This window comes from Streptococcus sp. VTCC 12886, from assembly GCF_049893425.1.
GTDB classification, from domain to species: domain Bacteria; phylum Bacillota; class Bacilli; order Lactobacillales; family Streptococcaceae; genus Streptococcus; species Streptococcus suis_AA.
Window position 1 is genome coordinate 96,529 of the sequence record NZ_JBMVJB010000002.1, and the last position, 24,362, is coordinate 120,890.

Annotated in this window: 17 protein-coding genes; all 17 read left to right on the forward strand. The window is 42.1% G+C overall.

Features of this window, described 5'->3' with window-relative positions:
• The first annotated feature begins 39 nt into the window (after positions 1-39).
• Entirely contained in the window at positions 40-1,395 is a 1,356-nt protein-coding gene (gene dcm / locus ACPC57_RS01180) for a DNA (cytosine-5-)-methyltransferase (RefSeq protein ID WP_232981842.1), read from the forward strand.
• Entirely contained in the window at positions 1,379-1,807 is a 429-nt protein-coding gene (locus ACPC57_RS01185) for a hypothetical protein (RefSeq protein WP_232981841.1), read from the forward strand. Before dcm ends, ACPC57_RS01185 begins: the two co-directional genes overlap by 17 nt.
• Before the next feature lie 9 nt (positions 1,808-1,816).
• The gene (locus tag ACPC57_RS01190; RefSeq protein WP_232981840.1) at positions 1,817-2,200 is read left to right on the forward strand and encodes a hypothetical protein; all 384 of its coding nucleotides are present in this window, start codon (positions 1,817-1,819) and stop codon (positions 2,198-2,200) included.
• 9 nt (positions 2,201-2,209) lie between these two features.
• Positions 2,210-2,443, forward strand: a complete 234-nt coding sequence (locus ACPC57_RS01195; RefSeq protein WP_111693176.1) for a transcriptional regulator — start codon at positions 2,210-2,212, stop codon at positions 2,441-2,443.
• A 2-nt stretch (positions 2,444-2,445) separates the two neighbouring features.
• Complete coding sequence (locus ACPC57_RS01200; RefSeq protein WP_232981839.1) at positions 2,446-3,027, forward strand: type II CAAX endopeptidase family protein; 582 nt, start codon at positions 2,446-2,448, stop codon at positions 3,025-3,027.
• Positions 3,028-3,103: 76 nt separating this feature from the next.
• Entirely contained in the window at positions 3,104-3,592 is a 489-nt protein-coding gene (locus ACPC57_RS01205; protein ID WP_232981838.1) for a hypothetical protein, read from the forward strand.
• Positions 3,592-5,412 carry a VirD4-like conjugal transfer protein, CD1115 family gene (locus ACPC57_RS01210; RefSeq protein ID WP_434066124.1) on the forward strand — a complete coding sequence of 607 codons (1,821 nt, stop codon included), beginning with the start codon at positions 3,592-3,594 and terminating at the stop codon, positions 5,410-5,412. The genes ACPC57_RS01205 and ACPC57_RS01210 overlap by 1 nt, the downstream gene beginning before the upstream one ends.
• Positions 5,413-5,429: 17 nt before the next feature.
• Entirely contained in the window at positions 5,430-5,672 is a 243-nt protein-coding gene (locus ACPC57_RS01215; protein ID WP_001072129.1) for a hypothetical protein, read from the forward strand.
• A 16-nt stretch (positions 5,673-5,688) separates the two neighbouring features.
• On the forward strand, positions 5,689-6,543 hold the full coding sequence (locus ACPC57_RS01220; RefSeq protein WP_044755528.1) for a type IV secretion system protein: 855 nt from the start codon (positions 5,689-5,691) through the stop codon (positions 6,541-6,543).
• 61 nt (positions 6,544-6,604) lie between these two features.
• Positions 6,605-6,958, forward strand: coding sequence for a PrgI family protein (locus ACPC57_RS01225; RefSeq protein WP_065736402.1), 354 nt, complete (start codon positions 6,605-6,607; stop codon positions 6,956-6,958).
• Positions 6,915-9,263, forward strand: a complete 2,349-nt coding sequence (locus tag ACPC57_RS01230; RefSeq protein ID WP_434066125.1) for a VirB4-like conjugal transfer ATPase, CD1110 family — start codon at positions 6,915-6,917, stop codon at positions 9,261-9,263. The genes ACPC57_RS01225 and ACPC57_RS01230 overlap by 44 nt, the downstream gene beginning before the upstream one ends.
• Positions 9,260-12,064, forward strand: a complete 2,805-nt coding sequence (locus ACPC57_RS01235) for a phage tail tip lysozyme (RefSeq protein ID WP_434066126.1) — start codon at positions 9,260-9,262, stop codon at positions 12,062-12,064. Before ACPC57_RS01230 ends, ACPC57_RS01235 begins: the two co-directional genes overlap by 4 nt.
• Positions 12,065-12,407: 343 nt before the next feature.
• The gene (locus tag ACPC57_RS01240) at positions 12,408-13,043 is read left to right on the forward strand and encodes a hypothetical protein (RefSeq protein WP_434066127.1); all 636 of its coding nucleotides are present in this window, start codon (positions 12,408-12,410) and stop codon (positions 13,041-13,043) included.
• Between the two features lie 159 nt (positions 13,044-13,202).
• Positions 13,203-18,107, forward strand: a complete 4,905-nt coding sequence (locus ACPC57_RS01245) for an SspB-related isopeptide-forming adhesin (RefSeq protein ID WP_434066128.1) — start codon at positions 13,203-13,205, stop codon at positions 18,105-18,107.
• Positions 18,108-18,299: a thrombospondin type 3 repeat-containing protein gene (locus ACPC57_RS01250; protein WP_006739948.1), complete on the forward strand. Its 192-nt coding sequence runs from the start codon at positions 18,108-18,110 to the stop codon at positions 18,297-18,299.
• Positions 18,283-18,834 carry a hypothetical protein gene (locus tag ACPC57_RS01255; protein WP_434066129.1) on the forward strand — a complete coding sequence of 184 codons (552 nt, stop codon included), beginning with the start codon at positions 18,283-18,285 and terminating at the stop codon, positions 18,832-18,834. Before ACPC57_RS01250 ends, ACPC57_RS01255 begins: the two co-directional genes overlap by 17 nt.
• Before the next feature lie 51 nt (positions 18,835-18,885).
• Positions 18,886-24,362 (forward strand): DEAD/DEAH box helicase family protein (locus tag ACPC57_RS01260; RefSeq protein WP_434066130.1); only part of this gene is annotated, 5,477 nt, incomplete at its 3' end.

The following is a 24,362-nucleotide window of genomic DNA, read 5'->3' on the forward strand; positions in this document are numbered from 1 at the left end:
TAAGGTCCTTTTTAGTTTTGTCAGAAAGGAATGAGAGACATGAAGTTTTTAGATTTGTTTGCAGGAATTGGAGGCTTTCGACTGGGGTTAACTCGTCAGGGCCATGAGTGTATTGGCTTTTGTGAGATTGACAAGTTTGCGAGGAAATCTTACAAGGCCATCTATGAGACCAAAGGAGAAATAGAATTTCATGATATTAGACAAGTCACAGACCAAGACTTTAGACAACTTAGAGGGCAAGTGGACATCATCTGTGGGGGATTCCCTTGCCAGGCATTTTCACTCGCAGGCAGACGATTGGGATTTGAGGATACTAGGGGAACTTTGTTCTTCGAGATTGCTCGAGCGGCCAAACAGATCCAACCACGTTTTTTATTCCTCGAAAATGTCAAGGGCTTACTCAGTCACGACAAGGGAGAGACATTTCGAACAATCCTCACCACATTGGATGAGTTGGGGTATGATGTCGAATGGCAGGTGCTTAACAGTAAAGATTTCCAAGTGCCGCAAAACCGTGAAAGAATTTTTATTATCGGACATTCTAGAAGATACCGTCCCCGATTCCTATTTCCTCTCAGAGGAGAAAACAGCTCAGCTAGTCTTGAACGATTAGGTAATGTTAATCCGTCAGGCAAAGGGATGAATGGAGAAGTCTATTTATCACGTGGGCTAGCACCAACCTTAACCAGAGGAAAAGGTGAGGGAACTAAAATTGCCATTCCAGTTTTAACCCCTGATAGGCTAGAAAAAAGCCAACATGGGAGACGCTTTAAAGGGAATGATGATCCAATGTTTACTTTAACTAGCCAAAATCGACATGGTGTAGTTGTCTCAGGAACCTTACCAACAACGTTTGTGCAGACTGGACGAGTTTATGACCTTTCAGGGCTTTCTCCAACGTTGACCACGATGCAAGGAGGGGATAAAGTTCCTAAGATTCTTTGTCGTGAAGAAGCGCCACATTTGAAAATTAGGGAAGCGACCAAACTAGGCTATGCCAAGGCAATAGTGGGAGATTCTGTCAACCTTGCTTACCCAGAGTCTACCAAACGCAGAGGACGAGTGGGAAAGGGGATTTCAAATACCTTAACCACTTCTGACAATATGGGAGTGGTAGTTGCGGCTTTGGAATACCGTAAGGACAAGTGGTATGAAGTGACTGGAATAATCCTAGAGGGAAAACTGTATCGTTTGAGAATCAGACGCCTAACACCTAGAGAGTGTTTTAGACTTCAGGGGTTTCCTGATTGGGCTTATGACAGAGCTGAGAACGTATCCAGTAAAAGCCAGTTGTATAAACAAGCAGGCAATAGCGTGACCGTCACCGTTATTGAAGCCATTGCTAGAGAATTTAGAAAGATTGAAGAGGAAGAAAAACATGAAATTATTACATAGTAAAAGTATTAGGAACTGCACGGAGCTAGAAGAAGCCATACATCAAGCAGAAGTGGAGAGATTTTCGGAAATGATTGCTTCTTTACCCAATTATGATTGTGACATTGATGTCACTTTTGAAGATGACTACCACAAAGAAATGAATTATCCGTTAGCTTATGAGTCCAACTTACACCGTATTTTTGAGTTTATTGAAATCCAAGACATCAAAAATGGTGTTGATACTTATCTAACGGATGAGAACAATCTCGCCTTTAGGGCATATGGGCAAGGCTATTCTTGGAATGATAAGAATGATGTCGTCACCACATTAATAACAGTGAAGTGCTTTGGTGAAGGCAGATCACCTATTGATATGAGTAAGGTGTTTACTCCACCAACTCAAGCATTAGAGAAGGAGCTATCTGTGTAGGAGGAAGCGATGTTAGAAATCTATTTAAGTCGAAATAACAGTCGGAATCAGAAACTCCTATCTTTTTGTGACTCACATGGTATTTCCTACTCCAGTAAAGAAGTAAGTAACCTGTCACGTGAAGACTTATTGGGCTTGTTTACCAAAAGCAGTGATTGTTTTACGCTCTTATCCCTTTCGCTACAACGATTTAAAGGTCATAGAGAGATGAAATTGAGTGAGTTAGTGACGTTAGTTCTACGGAAACCTGACCAGAATCTTCGTCTCCCAATTGTGGTTTGTGAGGATAACGTGTATCCCGATATGAGTTTAGAAGAAGCGAGAACCTTTCTTCCGAGAAGTCAAAAAGTGGTTTCCTTTCGTGAACATCTTTTTAAGGACATGACGACATAAGGAGGAGCTATGAACGAACGCTTTTGGGAAAATTTAGAAAGTCTTGTTTTGGAAAAGGGTATGACATGGGCTGACCTTGCTCGACAGATGTTTAAGGGACAATACGTCTACCCTAGTGAGTTTAACCGTCTCTACCAAACCTTTCGTCACTACAAATCTCATCGTCTCATGCCACAAGGCAAATGGGTGGAGAAAATAGTGACTGTCTTAGAGATTGACTATGAAGACTTGTTTAGGAGATAGTGATGAAACGACTATTAGTGATGTACGGAGCCATTCATGTCAATGTCCTCCTTGTGAGTTTGTACCTGGTTGGTTGGCTAAATGGGGCATGGTTAACAGTTTTACAAGTGACGTTTCTAGCCCTGCTATTGTGGGGCTGGAAAAGGTTTAAGATACCGAAAAGAAACCTATCCTTGAAGGAGAGAGGAATTTGGTTACTTGGTAGTCTTGGTGTCATGGTAAGTCTGGCTCTTATCATGAGTGCTCTATTTTCAGGAAGCGAACCAAACCAAGAAACGTTAGTGACTGTTCAAAACCAGATTCCTGTTCTGTCCTTTATTCTTTTTCTCCTTAATGCTAGTGTCGTGGAAGAAGTCTTTTACCGAGAAGTGTTGTGGGGAGTCTTGTCTCAACCAATGAGTCAAGTTGTGTTAACGAGTTTCCTCTTTGCCTTAGCCCACCACCCCTCTAGTTTATTCACTTGGGTGCTTTATGGGAGTTTAGGTCTCATACTTGGTATAGTGCGATGGCAAACGGACTGCTTGAACTCAACTCTCGTTCATCTGTCTTGGAATGGAATCGTCTTTTTCCTATCTTTATTGTGATACCAAAATCAAGGGTGCTTTCGTATTATGAAAGCACCCTATTGTTTTTATGGGGAATCACATGAAGGAGGGAATGATGTCATCTGAACAACAGGAACGCCAAGCGATTCAATATGCGGAACGTAGTGCTATGTTTACGGTAAAGATTCTTCTTAAACTCTTAGAGTGGTCAGCCAGACATGCCCTAGCACAAGACTCTGCTTATAAGATTGGGGTTCAAAAGTTAGAAGAACTCCTTCAAAGTCCTTATGCCATTGAGTCGCTTAATATTTCTAAAGATGTCTTGGATAAACCCGTTGATGTCGAGAAATTCAAGGAATTGGTGGAATCAGAGAACCTTCCTATTGCCATTAGTTGGCAAGGTGACTACCTTCATTTCTATGCTAAGGATAAGTCGCTCTTAGACAAGCACTTAGATGAGTTGCTTCAGAAGTTGGTTTCCAATCCAGAAAAACTGAAAGGGCTAACTATGGATAAAACCCTTGATGAGGAAATCGCACAAGCCAAGGAACAGATTGTGATGTCAGAACCCTCTGCTGTGAAAACAAAGGAGGTCATTCTCTAATGGTCTCAGGGAAAAAAGTTTTTATCTTTGGTATTTTAGGGCTTGCTCTTGGCTATTTCTGCCATAGGCTAGTCTTGCTTTACGATAGTCTCCCCAATCAACCACCTTTGGAACGGCTTGCCTATCTCTTAGGCGAAGGACAGAACCAGGTCTTAAATCCCTTGTGGAATGGTCATTTTACAGGTAGATCGGTTTTAGGCTTTTGCTTTGGGCTTGTGACGGTGGGACTAGTCTATCTTTATGTTTCAACTGGTCAAAAGGTTTACCGAGAAGGGGCTGAATATGGTTCTGCTCGCTTTGGAAACAATCGTGAGCGTAAATCCTTTCTCAGTAAGAATCCCTTTAATGACACCATTTTGTCACGAAACGTTAGGCTAAGCCTGTTAGAAAAGAAAGCCCCACAGTTTGACCGAAACAAGAACCTTGTGGTCATCGGTGGGTCTGGTAGCGGGAAGACCTTTCGGTTTGTCAAACCCAATCTGATTCAGCTCAACTGTTCCAATATTGTCGTTGACCCTAAGGATCACTTAGCTGAAAAGACAGGGAAGCTTTTTTTAGAGAATGGCTATCAGGTTAAGGTCTTAGACCTTGTAAACATGATTAACTCAGATGGCTTTAATCCTTTTCGTTATGTGGAAACGGAGAATGATTTGAACCGTATGCTTACGGTCTATTTCAATAATACCAAAGGTAATGGCAGTCGCAGTGATCCCTTTTGGGATGAGGCGTCCATGACCTTAGTGAGAGCCATTTCCTCTTACTTGGTGGATTTTTACAATCCTCCAGGAAGTCCCAAAGAAGAAGCAGACAGTCGCCGTAAGCGTGGGCGTTACCCCTCTTTTTCTGAAATTGGAAAACTCATCAAGCTCTTATCCAAAGGAGAAAATCAAGATAAGAGTGTCTTAGAAGTGATGTTTGAGACCTATGCCAAGACATATGGGACAGAAAACTTCACTATGCGTAACTGGGCAGACTTCCAAAACTACAAGGATAAGACCTTAGATTCGGTAATTGCCGTCACAACAGCTAAGTTTGCCCTCTTTAATATCCAATCTGTCATTGATTTAACCAAACGTGACACCTTGGACTTAAAAACATGGGGAACGCAGAAAACCATGGTCTATCTCGTTATTCCAGATAATGACACCACCTTTCGCTTTCTCTCAGCCCTTTTCTTCTCCACCGTCTTTTCCACCTTAACGAGACAAGCTGACGTGGACTTTAAGGGACAATTGCCTATTCATGTCAGAAGTTATCTAGATGAATTTGCCAATGTCGGCGAAATTCCAGACTTTGCGGAACAAACCTCAACGGTTCGTTCACGAAACATGAGTCTCGTACCCATTCTTCAAAACATTGCCCAACTTCAAGGGCTCTATAAGGAGAAGGAGGCTTGGAAAACCATTCTAGGAAACTGTGATAGCTTGCTTTATCTTGGAGGCAATGATGAAGAGACCTTCAAGTTCATGAGTGGTCTCTTAGGCAAACAAACCATTGATGTGAGAAGTACCAGTCGGTCGTATGGCCAAACAGGGTCTGGGTCAACCTCTCATCAGAAAATCGCAAGGGATCTCATGACCCCTGATGAAGTCGGAAACATGAAACGGGATGAATGCTTGGTGAGAATTGCAGGGGTTCCAGTCTTTAAGGAAAAGAAGTATTTTCCTTTGAAACATAAGAACTGGCAATACTTAGCGGATAAGGAGTCAGATGAACGTTGGTGGCATTACCACATTGACCCCTTCAAAACAGAGGAAGTTCCGTTTGAACCATCAGACCACAAGGTTAGGGATTTAAGCACAGAAAGCACACTACACTAATAGAAAAGAGGAATCGTATGAACCAAAAATTTACAGGATTTGTTTATGGCGTGGACGCTAGTTCCATGTTTGCCCAAGCCATGGCGCTCTTACAAAAAGGAATGGTTGCGACAGGAGCCTTTCTTGTCGTCATGGGCATTATTAACCTGTCAACCAATATCAAAGATGGTGGACCTGGTGTCCGCAATGCCATCTTAGAAATTGTGGGTGGTGTTATGGTAGGTGCCGCTGGTGCCTTTATCACCCAAATTACCATATAGGAGGGCTAGGTATGACATGAACAACACATTACCTTCAGCTTTTGTCTTTCTAGCCTCGGAGAAAATTTCAAGCGATAGCCTATTTGAAGGCTTTAACGTGGACTTGGAATCGACGGCCAACTTGGTCAAATCCCTTGCAGATTATAACCCAACCGTTTGGTCTTATATGTCAGCTATCACAAAGGGAATCATGCAGCCCTTGGGAGTGGCTATTTTAGCAGTCGTTTTAGTCCTTGAGTTTTCTAAGATGGCTAAGAAAATCGCCAACTCAGGTGGTGCTATGACCTTTGAAGCTATTGCTCCCATGATTATCTCTTATATCATGGTGGCAGTAGTGATTACAAACACCACCGTTATTGTAGAAGCCATCTTAGCCGTTGCTTCTCACATCATTGAAGGCGTAGCTGGTGTCGTTTCTCATGGGGGAACAACTTATGAGACCATTTCAGGACTTAAAGGGTCAGGAATTATTGGAAAACTGATTGTTGGTTTCTTTGCCATTCTGATATGGTTGGTGCGATTAGTGAGTGTGATGGTGGTGAATCTCCTCATTACCATTCGCTTTATCCAACTCTATCTCATGATTCCTTTTGCACCTTTAACGATTCCGACCTTCCTCAGTGATGACTGGCGAAGTGTTGGGATTGGCTACCTGAAAAATATCATGGTCTATGCTCTCCAAGGGGTCTTGATTTTCTTAATCATCTCCCTTGTTCCCCTCTTTGAATCAGCTGGGAAATTGGCTCTCTCAAATGGTGCGGGAGTGATGGAGACGCTAGCGACTGCCTTTGGTGGCTTAGTTCAGGCTATTTTGTTAATCATTGCCTTGGTGGGCAGTCAACGGACTGCCAGAAGTATCCTAGGCATGTAAGGAGGATTGGGAAGGACGTTCCTCCCAATCTTTTTTCATATTCATCTTAGATTGGAGTCTTATGAATACACGTGTTTTTAAGGACATCACAAAAGTCCAACATAGGGCTTGGCTAGGCTTTACCACACGACAAGTTATCTTTGTCTTGCCAGCCATTGCCATTACCATCCTGATTTTAGGTTTAAACCTCTTTTATTGGCAATTTGGGGATTGGTTTGTCTACGGACTTATCTTTACCTTTACCATTCCTCTTATGCTTTTTGGGGTCTATCGCCCTAATGACTTACCTTTTGAAACGTATCTTAATTATAGATGGCATTATGAAATGACCATACCAGACCGTACACTCACTGGACAGAAAGGAATACAACGTGAAAAAAACAAATCGCTCAATGAAACCCAAGACCTCTTCTAAACATAAGAAGACACGAAAACCAGAAGAAATGCTACCAACAACTGTTAATACGCTTCTTTACCAAGGCCTTTTTCCTAATGGTCTCATGCAAGTCACCCCAGATTATTTTTCTCAGTCCTATCTTTTAGGAGATGTCAATTACCAAACGGTTGGTTTGGAGGATAAGGGAGCCATTATGGAAACCTATTCGGACTTGATTAACAGTTTGGATGACAAGACCAATTTCCAACTTACTATTTTTAACCAGAGGGTCAACTTGGATAAGTTTAGAAAGGGTGTCTTGTATCCTTTTCATGAGGATGGCTACGATACCTATCGTGAAGAACTCAATCGTATCATGGAAAATAACCTTGAAGCTGGAGAAAATAACTTTTCAGCGGTTAAGCTCATTTCTTTTGGGAAGTCAGACCAAAATCCGAAACTCGCTTATCGCTCCCTGTCTCAGATTGGGGAATACTTCAAGAGTGGTTTTTCTGAAATAGATGCGAACTTTACTCTCCTCAGTGGAGAAAGCCGTGTGAACCACTTGGCTGATATGTTGCGAGGGGAAAATCATTTGTCCTTTACTTATCAAGACCTGGTGCGTTCAGGACAAACAACCAAGCACTTTATTGCCCCAACCAGTCTGTCCTTTAAGCACAAAAATCATATTGAAATGGATGATAGACTGCTTCAGATTGTCTATGTTCGTGACTATGGGATGGAGTTGGGGGATAAGTTCTTACGAGAACTCATGCAGTCGGACTTGGAAGTGATGATTAGTCTTCATGCTAAAGGGTCAGCCAAGTCAGAAGCCATGACCAAGCTCCGCACTAAGAAGACTTTGATGGAATCACAAAAAATTGGGGAACAACAAAAGATGGCACGATCTGGCGTTTATCTTGAAAAGGTTAGTCAGGTCCTAGAAAGTAACATCGATGAAGCTGATGAGTTGATTAAAACCATGACGCAAACAGGCGACAAGCTCTTTGACACCCTTTTTTTGATTGGGGTCTTTGCGGATAACGAAGACCAATTGAAGCACTCCCTTGATATTATCAAACAAGTGGCAGGTTCTAATGACCTTGTGATTGATAATCTGACCTATATGCAAGAAGCTGCTTTTAATAGCCTGTTGCCTTTTGGGAAGAACTACCTTGAGGGTGTGTCTCGGTCTCTTTTGACCTCAAACATTGCCGTTAATTCCCCATGGACCTCTGTTGACCTACAAGATAAGGGAGGGAAATTTTATGGGATAAACCAGATTTCAAGTAACATTATTACTATTGACCGTGGGAAACTCAATACCCCATCAGGTTTAATTTTAGGAACTTCAGGTGCAGGTAAGGGGATGGCAACTAAGCATGAAATCATCTCAACCAAGTTAAAAGAAGCAGAGAGTGATACCGAAATCATCATTGTAGACCCTGAAAATGAGTACAGTATCATTGGTCAAGCCTTTGGTGGGGAAAGAATTGATATTGCGCCTGACTCTACTACATTCTTAAACGTTTTAGACTTATCCGATGACAATATGGATGAAGACCCTATTAAGGTCAAATCTGAATTTCTACTTTCTTGGATTGGGAAACTCTTAGATCGGAAAATGGACGGTCGAGAAAAGTCCCTAATTGACCGTGTGACACGGTTAACCTATAAGCATTTTGCCACACCATCTCTCGTGGAATGGGTCTTTGTTCTCTCTAAACAACCTGAACAAGAAGCCAAAGACTTAGCCCTTGATATGGAGCTTTATGTGGAAGGGTCACTCGATATTTTCTCACACCGAACCAACATTAAAACTGACAGCCATTTCCTCATTTACAATGTTAAAAAGTTAGGGGATGAGCTGAAGCAGATTGCCCTCATGGTCATCTTTGACCAGATTTGGAATCGTGTGGTTAAAAACCAAAAACGTGGCAAGAAGACCTGGATTTACTTTGATGAAATGCAGCTTCTGTTGTTGGATAAGTACGCTTCTGATTTCTTCTTCAAGCTCTGGAGTCGTGTTCGTAAGTATGGGGCCATTCCAACAGGGATTACCCAGAACGTGGAAACCTTACTTCTTGATGCCAACGGAAGACGCATTATCGCTAATAGCGAGTTCATGATACTTCTAAAACAAGCTAAGAGTGACCGAGAAGAGTTGGTTCATCTTTTGGGCTTATCTAAGGAGCTTGAGAAATACTTGGTTAACCCAGAAAAGGGAGCTGGATTGATTAAGGCAGGCTCAACGGTTGTTCCCTTTAGGAATAAAATCCCATTTCAAACCCAACTCTTTGACATCATGAGTACCGATCCAGAAAAGATGAGGGGTGAATCATGACAAGAGAGCAACAGAAGGTCAAGGTTGCCCGTAAAACCTTTCAGAGTAGTTTAAAGGCTAGCCGTATCCATTACCGCAGGGAGAAGAAGGGGTTAAAACGCTCACTTCCTAAACGACGCTTTATCATGCGCCGAGCTGAGAAAGCTGAAACAAGGGAACAACGTCAGACTCTGAAACAAAACTATCAGGAAGAAAAAGACCTAGCGACAGATACCTTTAAGGAAGCGATTGCCTATGTGTCTCCCAGATGGCTAAAAAGTAAGGAAATTAAGAAGTATCGGCTTCCTCAAGCCAGACAGCGCCTAGCAGTAGCAAGAAAACACTTGGCAGAGGTCAAGATGGCCGAAAAAGAGGAGGCTGTTACCTCTAAGTTTACCGATCAGAAAAAGCCAACAGAATCAAAAACATCACGGTTTCAGTTTCAAAAAGAAAAACCTCTTGAACGCCTTCAGGCAGAAAAAGAGGTGAAATCAGCTAAGCGTGACGTGAAACAACTGAAAAAAGCACATCAGTTTAAGAACCCCTCGACTAAGGTCAAACGAGGGTTACGCTATGTCGCTTCAGAATCACTGGATGTAGTCGCTCAAGATGATGACTTAGAGGGAATCAGAACCCTAAAAGAGTCTGTGATTAAAGGAAGACGCTATGGGAGATTTACTTATCAGTCAGGGAAACTCCTTGTCAAAAGTGGGCAGACTGGTCTTCGGTTTACTAAGACGAAAGTCGCTCATAGTAAGGAGCTGTATCAGAACTTTAAAAAGGGGAAAGGGTTCACTCGTCAGAAGCCCTTAAAACCAAGAAGACGTTACCAGACTTTTCTCAAACAAGCTAGAAAACAGAGTGTGTCAGGAATAACAAAGGTTATTCAAGCGATTAAGAATAGCCTGACCTTCTTTTCATCGATTGCCCTTAATCCTATGACTTGGGTCGTGTCAGGCCTCTTGTTTTTCTTGCTTTTGATGATGAGTTTTGTTATAGGAATTTCAGGAACTACTCTCATTCAACAGGATGAGAGTGAACTGACAAAAGCCTATACTCACATGACGTGGGAAGATGCGGAAAACACCCGAACCAACCCCACTGGCATTACCTACTACACCAAGATTGATGACGTTATGGGCTTTATGAATCTCAAGTATCAAGATTATGCTTTAGAAGAAATCATGGAAGAAGGGGATAAAACCTATCAAGCCTATTTGAGTCAACTTTGGCAGGACTTAAACGGTGGGGATTCTTTAAAATCCATGCTTGAGTTAAGTAAGGAGCCTGCCTATAAGCTATCTGATGACGATAGAGAAGACTTAAAGGAATTAAGTGAGGAAGGCACCTACCTTGCCCTCCAAGAATTGGATAATCCTTTTCAAGATCAGACTGAAGACGATGCGCTTACCATGACAGTCCGCTATGGCTATGAGGTGATTGATGACAAGCCAACGCTTCATCATCATATCATTCTAGAAGCTAAAGAAAATCAAGTGATTGTGGCTCCCATGGATGGTAAGGTTTCCCTAGATGGCGAGAACATTATCATCACGTCAAGTAAGGGACTAAACAAGTCTCAATTGACCTTGTTTAATATCCATACTGGTCGAGTGAGCGATGGCCAAAAAGTCCAAGCAGGGGAAGTGATCGGTCAAACTAAGGATGGTGCTGGTCTTAAAGTGACCTATCAAAAGGTTGACGATGATTCAGAGAAACTGGTTTACGTCAATCCAGCCTTTTACTTTCCTAAAGTCATTCAACTCCAAACGACTATTCTACCTACCATTGGTCAATTTGGAGGCGATGAGTTTGCGAGAGCCAAAGCTATCTATGAGTATTTGAAGAGTCAAGGAGCGACTAATCAAGCGATTGCGGCTATTTTAGGAAACTGGTCAGTAGAATCCTCTATCAATCCTAAACGAGCTGAAGGTGATTACTTATCGCCTCCTGTTGGTGCAACGGATAGTTCTTGGGACGATGAGGGCTGGTTGTCTCTAAATGGTCCAGCTATCTATAATGGCAGGTACCCGAATATTCTAAGACGTGGCTTAGGCTTGGGGCAATGGACAGATACAGCAGATGGGTCACGCAGACACACCTTATTATTAGAGTATGCCAACCGAAAAAAACAGAAGTGGTATGACTTAGGCTTACAACTGGATTTTATGCTCCATGGGGATAATCCTTACTATACCAACTGGTTAAAAGACTTTTTCAAAAACTCAGGAAGCCCAGCCAGTCTTGCCCAAGTCTTTCTCATTTATTGGGAGGGTAATAGTGGCGACAAGCTTCTAGAGCGACAGACCAGAGCTACCGAGTGGTATTACCAAATTGAGAAAGGCTTTAGCCAACCAAATGGTGGGACCGCCCAAAGTGATCCAAAAGCGCTAGAAGCGGTTCGAGGAGACCTTTATGACAACTCCGTTCCAGGTGGAGGTGACGGTATGGGCTATGCCTATGGGCAATGTACGTGGGGAGTTGCCGCTCGTATCAACCAATTGGGCTTGAAACTCAAAGGCCGAAACGGTGAGAAAATCCCAATTATCAGTACCATGGGGAATGGTCAAGATTGGGTGGCAACAGCAGCACGTCTTGGTGGTGAAACAGGTAAGCAACCAAAAGCAGGAGCGATTATTTCCTTTGTGGGAGGAGGTCATGGATCGCCAACAGAATACGGTCATGTCGCCTTTGTCGAGAAAGTTTACCCAGATGGCTCTTTCCTTATCTCAGAGACCAATGTTAATGGCAATCCTAACTATACCTTCCGTAAGTTATCAGGAGTCGATGGTACGATTAGTTTTGCCTATACGACGAAATAAAAAAATATTAGAATACTTGTCTTCTTGTCCCAAATGTTGTATGATATTTGGGGCAAAGTAATCATCTCATCTAAACTTTAAGCGTGAACATAGGTGTTGACAAATAAGGAATTATCCCGTATAATAATAGTAAATAAAGGTTATAAATTACTTGTGGGCTAGTGGATATGGTCTGCACCCGCCTGTGGGCTCCGCACTCAGTTCAAACTGTTTGTTGAGAAAAAGAATAGCAGGACTGCCTACCCTTGAGGAATAGATAGGGCATATCTAGCGTGAGGTGAAACTCAATACGTGGAAGAGAAGGAAGCACCTGCTTCCTTCTCTTTTTTAGGAGAAAAATAGAATGACATATACTTTGGAATGGCTCGAGACCTTTGATGGAGAAATTGATATTTTCAATGTCGATATGTCTTGTCTAGCCAATACTATTGAGAAATATGTTTCTCAGTACAAATACGTTTATCAGACAAATATGGAGAACTATCCTGAAATTGTTCTTTCTGTCCCAAATTCCTCTATTCCCCATTTATTAGGATTATCAAGAGATCATCATGTTAATTTACCAACTAATAACGCAGGGAGTATTTTTGAAGGATTAAAGGATGATTGGACATTGGAGCGTCTAAATAAGGCTGATAATGGTTGGTTTAACGAAAATAAATTCAAAATCGTTGGAACATTATTACTTTATCAAATGTTACATGTGATGGAATGTAAATTCTACACAACGGATGGTATTTTGAATAGAAAAGTTGGCAAACGATTTAGAAGAGATAATATTTATTTTGTGGTCTTCAAATTAAGTAATGGTATTAGTTATACAGTTGAATTATCGCGTGAACAAGGGAACCAATACTTTCCAAGAAGTCTTAAAATCAACGACACCTTAATTACAAATTGTAGAGAAATAGAGTTGAAACTTGTTGATAAGAAACGCTTTAAGACTGCTAAAGCTAGAAAGGTTAATTGGCCGTCTTAATGTAAAAATTGATATGATAATCATTGGGTCATCCACTTTTTGTGGGTGGCTTTTTTCTTTGTCCTTCTTTGATGTGATACCAAAATCAAGTCGTCTTTTTTATGATGAGGAGAGAGTGACGGAATGTTACTACTTATCAAAAGAAAAGAAGGACTTTTTATGACCAAACAATGTCATCATCACTTTTTAGTCAATCAGGAAAAAGCAGAAAAACACGTCTTCCGTAAAAGTAAGAAGTACCGTACGCTTTGTTCGGTAGCTCTTGGAACTATGGTGACAGCTGTTGTCGCTTGGGGTGGCCAAGTAGCACAAGCTGACGAAGTGGTAACATCCTCACAAGGTAAAACCGTTCAGTTGACAGAAAATCCTGCGACAAATTTACCAGAAGCTCAGCCCACTCCAGTTGCTGAACAAACGAATAGTCTTGCGTCAACTGGTCAATCAGATGGCGCTATTACAGTCACCGTTCCTCATGATATTGTGACACAAGCTGCCAATCAAGCAACTGCTGAAGGGGTTACTACTGTTCAAGACCGGCCGATGGATTTAGGAAACACGACCTCTGCGAGTGATACCAGTAAGCAATTGGATAAGGCGGAATCGGATGCTGCTAAGCAGGCTGAAGCCATCACTCAGGTGACCAATACCTATAAAGCAGATAAAGCCACCTATGAACAAGATAAAACTCGTGTTGAACAAGGGAATGCTGAGTTGGCTGCTAGTCATAAAGACGCCACTCAAGCAGGAAAGGCCTTGAACCATTCAGTGGATAGCACAGTTTCAAAAATCAAAGGCCAAGATCAGTCGGCTAATGTGACCGTTACAACTCAAACCGTAACATCAGGAGATGGTTCAACGGTTTCAGGCTATCAGGATTATACCTCTGCGGTAGCTGCTATTGATAAGCAAAATAAGGACAATCTATCTGAATACGAATCAAAGAAAAAAGATGCAGATGCCATTGTCGCAAAGAACTTAGTGACTCAAAAGGAAAATGAAGCGGGTCTTGCTAAAGCAAAAGCTGATAATGAAGCAATTGACAAACGCAATCAAGTTGGACAAAAAGCAGTGGATGATGAAAACAAGGCAGGTCAAGCTGCTGTTGATGCCCACAATAAAGACCAACAGAAATTAGTCACAGACCGTGAAGCTGAGATTGCTGCTATCACGAAACGTAATAAGGAAAAAGAAGAAGCCGCCAAGAAAGAAAATGACGCCATTGATGCCTATAACACCAAGGAAATGGAGCGCTATAAACGGGATTTAGCTGAGATTTCAAAAGGAGAGGAAGGCTATATCTCTCAAGCTCTTGCTCAGGCACTCAACTTGAATAATGGAGAACCGCAAGCACGCCATTCAGCTGATACCAGAAATCCTAATCGTATCGTTGCTAAGGGTGACGCTATGCTTGGTGGGTATTCTAAAATCCTAGATTCTACTGGTTTCTTCGTCTATGACACCTTTAAAACGGGAGAAACCCTTTCCTTTACCTATCAAAATCTTCAAAATGCTCGCTTTGATGGTAAGAAAATCACAAAAGTAGCCTATGACATTACAAACCTTGTTTCTCCAGCTGGAACTAATGCCGTACAGTTGGTTGTACCAAATGACCCAACAGAAGGCTTTATTGCCTACCGTAATGATGGGACAGGTAATTGGCGAACCGATAAAATGGAGTTTCGTGTCAAAGCTAAGTATTTCTTAGAAGATGGCTCACAAGTGAACTTCACCAAGGAAAAACCAGGTGTCTTTACCCACTCCTCACTCAACCACAATGACATCGGTTTAGAGTATGTGAAAGACTCATCAGGCAAGTTTGTCCCTATCAATGGCTCAACCATTCAAGTGACTAACGAAGGTTTGGCTCGTTCACTCGGGTCAAACCGTACCAGTGATTTAAATCTTCCTGAAGAATGGGATACGTCATATAGTAAGTATGCCTATAAGGGAGCAATTGTCTCAACGGTTAGATCAGGTAACACCTATACAGTGACCTTTGGTCAAGGGGATATGCCCCAAAATGTTGGTCTCTCTTATTGGTTTGCCTTAAACACCCTACCAGTTGCACGGACGGTTAAACCTTATAGTCCAAAACCACATGTGACACCAAAGTTAGAGCCAGTTCCAGAACCAGTTAAAGTCGTGCCAAAAACCTTTACCCCAAAGACCTTTACGCCAGAGCCACCTGTGAGCTTTAAGGAAAAACCATTAGAGAAAGTTACTCAGCCTAGTTTGACACTCACCAAGGTGACCTTGCCTAAAGAACCTAAACCAGAACCGTTACCAAAAGCACCACAAGTGCCAACGGTTCATTATCACGACTATCGTCTGACAACGACTCCTGAAATTGTTAAGGAAGTTATCAATACCGACCAAGTGAACCTTCATGACAAAACCGTCGCAAAAGATTCAACGGTCATCTATCCCTTAACCGTAGACGCTTTTTCTCCAAATCGAGCCAAAACCACTAGCCTCACCTTTGAAGATTACCTTCCAGCAGGCTATGCCTTTGACAAGGAAAAAACGCAGGCAGAAAATGGAAATTATACCCTTACCTTTGATGCTGCTAAGAACTTTGTGACCTTGACCGCCAAGGAAGTCTTGCTTCAAGAGGTCAACAAAGACCTCACCAAGTCTTACCAACTGGTGGCACCGAAACTTTACGGTAGCCTTCAAAATGATGGAGCAACCTATTCCAACAGTTATAAGCTCCTCATCAATAAGGGGACCCCAAATGCCTATACGGTGACTTCTAATGTTGTGACAGTGCGTACGCCTGGTGATGGAACGACCACTAGCCGTATTGAGCCGCAGAAGAAAAATGAAAATGAAGATGGTGTGGTCATTAACGATACGGTAGTGGCTTTAGGAACAACTAATCATTACCGTTTGACCTGGGATTTAGATCAATATAAAGGCGATAGGTCTTCTAAAGAGACAATTGCTCGTGGTTTCTTCTTTGTAGATGACTACCCAGAAGAAGTGTTGGACTTAGTAGACAAGGGGACAGGTATCACCACTCCTGATGGCAAAGCCGTATCAGGGATTACTGTTAAGGATTATGCGTCGCTGTCAGAAGCTCCTAGAGACCTTCAAGATAAACTCGCTCATGCTAAGATTTCTCCTAAAGGGGCTTTCCAAGTCTTTATGCCGAATGACAATCAAGCCTTTTATGACCAATATGTTAAAACAGGAACTTCTTTAAACCTTCTCACCAAAATGACAGTGAAAGATGACCTCTATGGGGAAACGGCAACCTATCGAAACAAGGCTTACCAAGTTGATTTTGGCAATGGCTATGAAACCGATGAGGTGACGAATACCCTTGTAAGCCCATCACCTAAGAAACAAAACTTGAATAAGGATAAGGTGGACATTAACGGAAAACCGATGGTAGTGGGTTCACAAAACTACTATACCTTGTCATGGGACTTGGACCAATACCGTGGCATTAAGGCTGATAAGGCTCAGATTGCACAAGGATTTTACTTTGTGGATGATTATCCTGAAGAAGCTCTATTACCAGATGAAACAGCGATTCAACTTGTGACATCTGATGGTAAAGCTGTCACAGGAGTTACAGTAAAAACTTATACGAGCCTATCAGAAGTTCCTGGAACCTTAAAAGCAGCCTTTTCGAAACGCAAGATTTCGCCTAAAGGAGCTTTCCAAGTCTTTATGGCAGAAGATCCAAAAGACTTCTACGATTCTTATGTGACGAAAGGTCAAAACATCACCATCATCACCCCTATGACTGTCCGTGAGGAGATGGCAAATACAGGCAAGTCTTATGACAATGTAGCTTATCAAGTAGACTTTGGACAAGCCTATGAGACCAATACGGTAACGAATCACGTGCCAAAAGTAAACCCTCATAAGTCCAATACCAATAAAGATGGTGTGTCTATTGATGGGAAGACCGTTCTTCCAAATACCATTAATTACTACAAAATTGTTCTGGATTACAGTCAGTACAAGGACTTGGTAGTGACAGATGATGTCCTTACAAAAGGCTTTTACATGGTGGATGATTACCCCGAAGAAGCGCTTAGCGTCAATGCAGATGGTGTCCAAGTGATGGATAAGGCAGGAACTCTTGTCAAAGGGATTTCGGTGAAATCCTATGCCTCATTGTCAGAAGCGCCTAAAGTAGTTCAAGACGCTATGGCCAAACGCCAGTTCACACCCAAAGGAGCCATTCAAGTTTTAAGCGCTGATGATCCAAAAGCGTTCTATGAGGCTTATGTTAAAACTGGTCAAACCTTAGTGGTGACCCTTCCAATGACTATTAAGAATGAGCTGACAAAGACTGGTGGGAAGTATGAAAACACCGCATATCAGATTGACTTTGGTTTGGCTTATGTGACAGAGACTGTGGTTAATAATGTGCCAAAACTAGACCCACAAAAAGATGTGGTGATTGATTTATCACAAAAGGAGAAAAGCCTTGATGGAAAAGAAGTTGCCTTGAATCAGGTCTTTAACTACCGTTTGGTGGGAGCACTCATTCCAGGTAATCGTGCGACACCACTCATCGAATACCGCTTTGACGATGATTACGATGAAAGCCATGACGACTATAATGGTGTTTACAAGGCTTATACCTTAGTAGATGTGACTCTAAAAGATGGAACGGTTTTACCAAAAGGGACAGAAGTGACGAAGTACACGCTACAACATGTTGACACGTCAAAAGGGACAGTTACCATTAGTTTTGATCAGGAATTCCTTGAAAAACTAGCAGAAGAATCCGAGTTTCAGGCAGATGTTTACGTGCAAATGAAACGGAGTGCTTCAGGAGAGGTAGAAAATACGGTGTTACATACTGTCAATGGTTACACCATCAGTTCAAACACGGTTAAAACAACTACTCCTGAACCAGAGCCACCAACTCCGAATCAACCAACACCACCCCAACCACCTATTCCAACACAAGAACCACCAGTTCCAGCAAATGTCTTACCAAATACAGGAGAGAGTCAATCCCTCTTGGCGCTTGTCGGTGGAGGACTTCTTTTAGGCCTAGCTTACGGACTTTCTAAACGCAAAATGGAGGACAATTAAATGGAACCCAAAAACATTTACACAATGGATTCAGACCAAGATGGCCTAACGGATGCTCAAGAGTTAGCTCTTGGCACCAACCCTTTTAGCAGTGATACGGATAGTGATGGACTGACAGACCTTGAAGAAGTCCAACAAGGCTTGAATCCAATTCAACAGCGTAAGGAGAGAAGCTATGGCTTGGAATTATGACACAATTTCTAGAACCCTTTCTGAGATGGCACGAGAAAACTATGAAGTCATGGTTAAAGCCTTTTTAGCCATGGAATTGAATATCAAAAACAAGTCACTTCTTGATACGCTCTATCAAGACTTTAGGAACATTGATGACTTGTCTTTAGTTAGTGATGACCTGCGCCTAAGAGCAGACGGTTATCAGGAACAGCTTCAAGAAGAAGTGACGGACCTCTTGGATAAACTCTATCGAACAGGTGAGGGAGCTAGTTTCATTATGGAAGTGATTGCGTCCAACAACATTTCTGATTCCCTTGCTCAGTATGAGGTTTTGAATGAGGAGGATTATTCGCCTCTCACCTTAGAGACCTTGCAGGATATTATCCAAAAGGAGTTGTCTTTAACGAGTCAAGATTATTTTGGAGATGTGACCTATCTCGCCTTGCAGAAAGATTTGTTAGACCAGAAAAGCCATTTCTTACAACAGTATGTGACAACTTTAATGGATAAGTTGCCACAAGAAAAAGACCAAAGAGACTTGGTCCTAGACTAAAGCAGTGGGCTGAGAATACCTCTCAGCTCTTTTTTTAAATTGGAGGAACATATGACTCAAGAACAATTCCTTGAGATGTTGCGGGCGAGATTGCCACGTGACCAGATTCTTTTGGAATCCTTTTTACGCTATCAAGGAGTCCATTTTGATGAGGATTGGGATAGCCTTATCCAAAATTTTACAACCCAAAGAGGAGTAGTCACCTCACCTGTTCAAGTGGTTCGCTTTGAAACAGAAGTTTCTGCTTTTGTAGAGGCAAGCCCCTTTGATGGAGTGACGGACCTAAGCAGCTACACACAGACCTTTGGTCAAGCTGGCTTAAAGAAGTTACACCAATTATCAAGTGATGAGAAAGCCTTGGTGATTGAGGTAGCCCTCTTTAACCTAGCCACTCGCTTTCAGCTCTTAGACCAAGAAGGCGCCTATCAATCCATTTCGGTAGCTTCTCTTTTGGATAAAAGCAAAGCTGCTAATTTGGTTAATGTCTACCGAGTGGCCAATAATTTGTCTGACCGTATTAGCCGTGATATTGAACAGTTTCTTCTCACTTATGAACCTGAACTAATAAGCACCCAGGAAACGTTGGAGGAAAGAGAGGGTGCAGCTGAAGAAAAAATAGTTCCAGAACCTCCTCAAGACATCACCTTTCGTGAAGAAGGGGGTATCGTCATTGCAAGTCTTGAGGAAGATTTATCACAACTCGATTTACGAACAGGGCAAACAGAACATTTACCAGCCTATGAACATCTAAACTTGTCCCAAAAATTTGAGATATTAAGTCACTTTGACCAAGTGCGAAATAGCCGTCCAAAACTACCAAACTTGAGACGTGGGGAGTTTGACCATGAAATGGAAATGACGCCAATCTATGAGGACAATGAGCTATTAACCTATTTAGAAGCAGATGGGACAGCCTATGACTTACAACGTCCTCTAACACCTCAAGAAGAAGTAATCTTAGCTGAAATAGGTCAAACCATTTTGGCTGAAAATACCGAAAAATTGACCAATTTAGGAATAGACTTAGCTGACGTTGACGAGCAACAACGTGGGATACTGATAGATGCTGCAGGGCGTTTTCATTTGAAGAATGCCGACCTAGCCTTATTAGGGGGCTATCCTAAAGCAACCGTTACTCAATTAGCCCTTGCGACAGAATTGCTTCAGATGGGATTAACGCATGACAAGACAGAATTTTTCTTGACCAGTCAGCTAGACTTAGAAGAGTTAAGACCCATTGCCTATGCCTTCTTGCATGAAGAACTCACTCTTGAAGAAGCTAGAACCTTTGAAAGGGACAAACAGTCCCAACCTGACCTATCCTTTAGGGAATGGCGAGAACACATCTCACAAACAAAACCTGAAATCATGACTCAATCACTACCTCAAAATCCTATCGTAGAGGAAGCCCTTAAACGCTATCCGATCGCTTCGATTGTGACTTATAAGGGGCAAGAGTTTCAGGTAATGGCCATTGAGGACTCAGGCGTTAATAACCTGATTCGGATTGAATTACAAAATGATTTCACAGATGTGATTGAACAAAATCCAGTTCTTTTCTTACGGACACTAGAAGACATCACTCAAGCTCTTCATGTTCCTTCTGTCGAAGAAAAAGAGGAAGTGGAAGAACCTAGCCAAGAATTAGACCTCTTTTCTTTTATGGATATGGAAGAATCTCAAGAGGCGGTTTCTCAAGTGACAATATCTCTATCATCAAATAAGAGAGAGGCTAAACAAGAAGAAGCATTGTCAGAAGATGAGTTGGAACCAGAAGTCACTGAGACGCCCCCGGCTACTGATTTTCACTTCCCAGAAAATCTAACAGACTTTTACCCTAAGACAACAAGAGATAAGGTTGAAACCAACGTGGCTGCTGTTCGTTTGGTGAAAAGTCTTGAATCTGAACACCGTCAAGCCACACCTAGTGAACAAGAACTCCTTGCCAAATACGTGGGCTGGGGAGGCTTAGCTAACGAGTTCTTTGACGAGTACAATCCAAAGTTTTCTAAGGAACGTGAGGCATTAAAAACGCTAGTCACAGAGAAAGAGTATTCAGACATGAAACAGTCCTCTCTGACTGCCTACTACACGGATCCCACTCTTATTCGTCAGATGTGGGAGAAGTTAGAACGAGATGGCTTTACAGGTGGTAAAATTCTTGACCCGGCTATGGGAACAGGGAATTTCTTTGCGGCAATGCCTAAACACCTGAGAGAAAATAGTGAGTTGTATGGTGTAGAGCTAGACACGATTACAGGGGCAATTGCTAAACACCTTCATCCAAATAGCCATATTGAAGTAAAGGGCTTTGAGACTGTTGCCTTTAATGACAATAGTTTTGATTTGGTTCTTTCAAATGTGCCGTTTGCCAATATCAGGATTGCGGATAGTCGCTATGACAAACCCTATATGATTCATGATTATTTTGTTAAAAAATCCCTTGATTTGGTGCATGACGGTGGACAAGTGGCCATTATTTCCTCCACAGGAACCATGGATAAACGGACAGAAAACATTCTCCAGGACATTCGTGAGACGACTGATTTTCTCGGTGGTGTGCGTTTACCAGATAGCGCCTTTAAGGCCATTGCAGGTACCAATGTCACAACAGATATGTTGTTCTTCCAAAAACATATGGATAAGGGATATGTGGCAGATGATTTAGCTTTTTCAGGTTCTATTCGCTATGACAAGGATGACCGTATTTGGCTGAATCCTTACTTTGACGGAGACTACAACAGTCAGGTTATTGGAATCTATGAGGTTAGAAACTTTAACGGAGGGACACTTTCTGTGAGAGGAACTTCTGATAATTTGCTAGCAGATGTTCAGACTGCTCTTAAACAGGTTAAAGCCCCTAGAGTGGTGGATAACTCTGACATCTTCATCACTCCTGATATGATGAGAAGACAAGTTATTGATACTTCGATTCCACCTGAAATCAGAGAAAGCTTAGATCGTTATAGTTTTGGCTATAAAGATTCTACGGTTTACTACCGAGATAATAAGGGAATCCGTGTTGGAACTAAGACCGAGGAGATTAGCTATTATGTGGATGATGAGGGGACCTTTAAGGCTTGGGACACTAAGCATTCTCAAAAACAGATTGACCGCTTTAATGACCTCGAAGTCACCGATAGCACCGCTCTTGATGTGTATGTGACAGAAGAAGCCACCAAACGTGGGCAGTTTAAGGGCTATTTCAAAAAGACGGTTTTCTATGAAGCTCCCTTGTCAGAGAAAGAAGTGGCACGGATTAAAGGGATGGTTGATATTCGGAACGCCTACCAAGAGGTGATTGCCATTCAGCGCTACTATGATTACGACAGAGATGAGTTTAACCACTTGTTAGGACATCTCAATCGCACCTATGATACTTTTGTGAAACGCTTTGGTTATGTCAATAGTGCTGTGAACCGTAACCTTTTTGATAGTGATGATAAGTATTCGCTCCTTGCGAGTTTAGAAGATGAAAGTCTTGACCCGAGTGGGAAGACAGTTATCTATACCAAGTCGCTTGCCTTTGAAAAAGCCTTGGTTCGTCCTGAAAAGGAAGTAACGGCAGTTTCTTCTGCCCTTGACGCTCTCAATTCTAGTCTAGCAGATGGTCGTGGGGTAGATTTGGATTACATGATGTCTATTTATCAAACAGACTCTAAAGCGACTTTGATTGAGGAATTAGGAGACGCTATTATTCCAGACCCAGAACGCTATCTAAACGATAGGGAAGTGGTCTATGTGTCTCGGCAGGACTTCTTATCAGGAGATGTGGTGACTAAGTTAGAGGTTGTGGACTTACTCATTAAAGCAGACAACTCTGATTTTCCTTGGGTCTATTATCAAGGTCTCTTAGAAGACGTGAAACCACCACGTGTGACCTTAGCTGATATTGATTATCGGATTGGCTCACGTTGGATTCCTCTAGCCGTTTATGGGAAATTTGCCCAAGAAACCTTTATGGGACAAACTTTTGACCTGACTGACCAAGAAGTATCAACTGTTCTTGAAGTCAGTCCGATTGATGGGACGATGTCTTACCAATCCAAGTTTGCCTTTAGGTATTCTACCGCAACGGATAGAAGTTTAGGTGTGCCTGGGTCACGCTATGATAGTGGCCGAAAAATCTTTGAAAACCTGCTTAATTCCAATCAACCAACCATTACCAAACAAGTGGAAGATGGGGATAAGAAAAAGCATGTGACGGACGTGGAGAAGACAACGGTTCTTCGTGCTAAGGAAACACAACTTCAAGAACTCTTCCAAGATTTTGTGGCTAGTTACCCAGAGGTGCAACAGATGATTGAAGAGACCTATAATAGCCTTTATAATCGTACAGTCTCAAAAGTTTATGATGGCAGCCATTTAACTATTGATGGGCTTGCCCAGAATATTTCCTTACGCCCTCACCAGAAGAATGCGATTCAGCGCATTGTGGAAGAAAAAAGAGCGCTTCTAGCTCATGAAGTGGGTTCAGGTAAGACCTTAACCATGCTTGGGGCAGGCTTCAAATTGAAGGAGCTCGGTATGGTGCATAAACCTCTTTATGTGGTGCCGTCTAGTCTGACCGCTCAGTTTGGCCAAGAAATCATGAAGTTCTTCCCAACGAAGAATATTTATGTGACGACCAAGAAAGATTTTGCGAAAGCTAAACGCAAGCAATTTGTGTCACGGATCATCACAGGGGACTACGATGCCATTGTCATTGGGGATTCCCAGTTTGAGAAAATCCCCATGAGTCATGAAAAGCAAGTGACCTATATTCAAGATAAGTTACAACAACTCCGTGACATCAAGCAAGGCAGTGACAGTGATTATACCGTTAAAGAAGCAGAGCGTTCCATCAAAGGTTTGGAACACCAATTAGAAGAACTCCAAAAGCTGGAACGTGATACCTTTATTGAATTTGAAAATCTAGGGATTGACTTTCTCTTTGTGGACGAGGCTCACCATTTTAAGAATATCAGACCCATTACAGGCCTAGGTAATGTGGCAGGAATTACCAACACGACTTCTAAAAAGAACGTGGATATGGAAATGAAGGTCAGACAGGTTCAAGGAGAACATGATTATCGGAATGTGGTCTTTGCGACAGGAACACCAGTCTCTAACTCTATTAGTGAACTCTATACCATGATGAGCTATATTCAACCAGATGTCCTAGAACGATACCAGGTCTCTAATTTTGATTCGTGGGTGGGTGCTTTTGGAAATATCGAAAACGCTATGGAACTAGCACCGACAGGGGATAAATACCAACCTAAGAAACGCTTTAAGAAGTTTGTGAACCTGCCTGAACTCATGCGGATTTATAAGGAAACAGCTGATATTCAGACCTCAGATATGCTTGATTTACCTGTACCTGAAGCTAAAGTTATTGCGGTGGAGAGTGAACTCACAGAAGCTCAGAAATACTATCTTGAAGAGTTGGTTGACCGTTCAGACGCTATCAAGTCAGGTAGCGTTGACCCTAGTGTCGATAACATGTTAAAGATAACTGGGGAAGCTAGAAAACTAGCTATTGACAT

Excerpts from the sequence above, each read along its gene's own strand:
- dcm (WP_232981842.1), top strand. The coding sequence starts at position 40 with ATGAAGTTTTTAGATTTGTTTGCAGGAATTGGAGGCTTTCGACTGGGG.
- ACPC57_RS01185 (WP_232981841.1), top strand. The coding sequence starts at position 1,379 with ATGAAATTATTACATAGTAAAAGTATTAGGAACTGCACGGAGCTAGAA.
- ACPC57_RS01190 (WP_232981840.1), top strand. The coding sequence starts at position 1,817 with ATGTTAGAAATCTATTTAAGTCGAAATAACAGTCGGAATCAGAAACTC.
- ACPC57_RS01195 (WP_111693176.1), top strand. The coding sequence starts at position 2,210 with ATGAACGAACGCTTTTGGGAAAATTTAGAAAGTCTTGTTTTGGAAAAG.
- ACPC57_RS01200 (WP_232981839.1), top strand. The coding sequence starts at position 2,446 with ATGAAACGACTATTAGTGATGTACGGAGCCATTCATGTCAATGTCCTC.
- ACPC57_RS01205 (WP_232981838.1), top strand. The coding sequence starts at position 3,104 with ATGTCATCTGAACAACAGGAACGCCAAGCGATTCAATATGCGGAACGT.
- ACPC57_RS01210 (WP_434066124.1), top strand. The coding sequence starts at position 3,592 with ATGGTCTCAGGGAAAAAAGTTTTTATCTTTGGTATTTTAGGGCTTGCT.
- ACPC57_RS01215 (WP_001072129.1), top strand. The coding sequence starts at position 5,430 with ATGAACCAAAAATTTACAGGATTTGTTTATGGCGTGGACGCTAGTTCC.
- ACPC57_RS01220 (WP_044755528.1), top strand. The coding sequence starts at position 5,689 with ATGAACAACACATTACCTTCAGCTTTTGTCTTTCTAGCCTCGGAGAAA.
- ACPC57_RS01225 (WP_065736402.1), top strand. The coding sequence starts at position 6,605 with ATGAATACACGTGTTTTTAAGGACATCACAAAAGTCCAACATAGGGCT.
- ACPC57_RS01235 (WP_434066126.1), top strand. The coding sequence starts at position 9,260 with ATGACAAGAGAGCAACAGAAGGTCAAGGTTGCCCGTAAAACCTTTCAG.
- ACPC57_RS01240 (WP_434066127.1), top strand. The coding sequence starts at position 12,408 with ATGACATATACTTTGGAATGGCTCGAGACCTTTGATGGAGAAATTGAT.
- ACPC57_RS01245 (WP_434066128.1), top strand. The coding sequence starts at position 13,203 with ATGACCAAACAATGTCATCATCACTTTTTAGTCAATCAGGAAAAAGCA.
- ACPC57_RS01250 (WP_006739948.1), top strand. The coding sequence starts at position 18,108 with ATGGAACCCAAAAACATTTACACAATGGATTCAGACCAAGATGGCCTA.
- ACPC57_RS01255 (WP_434066129.1), top strand. The coding sequence starts at position 18,283 with ATGGCTTGGAATTATGACACAATTTCTAGAACCCTTTCTGAGATGGCA.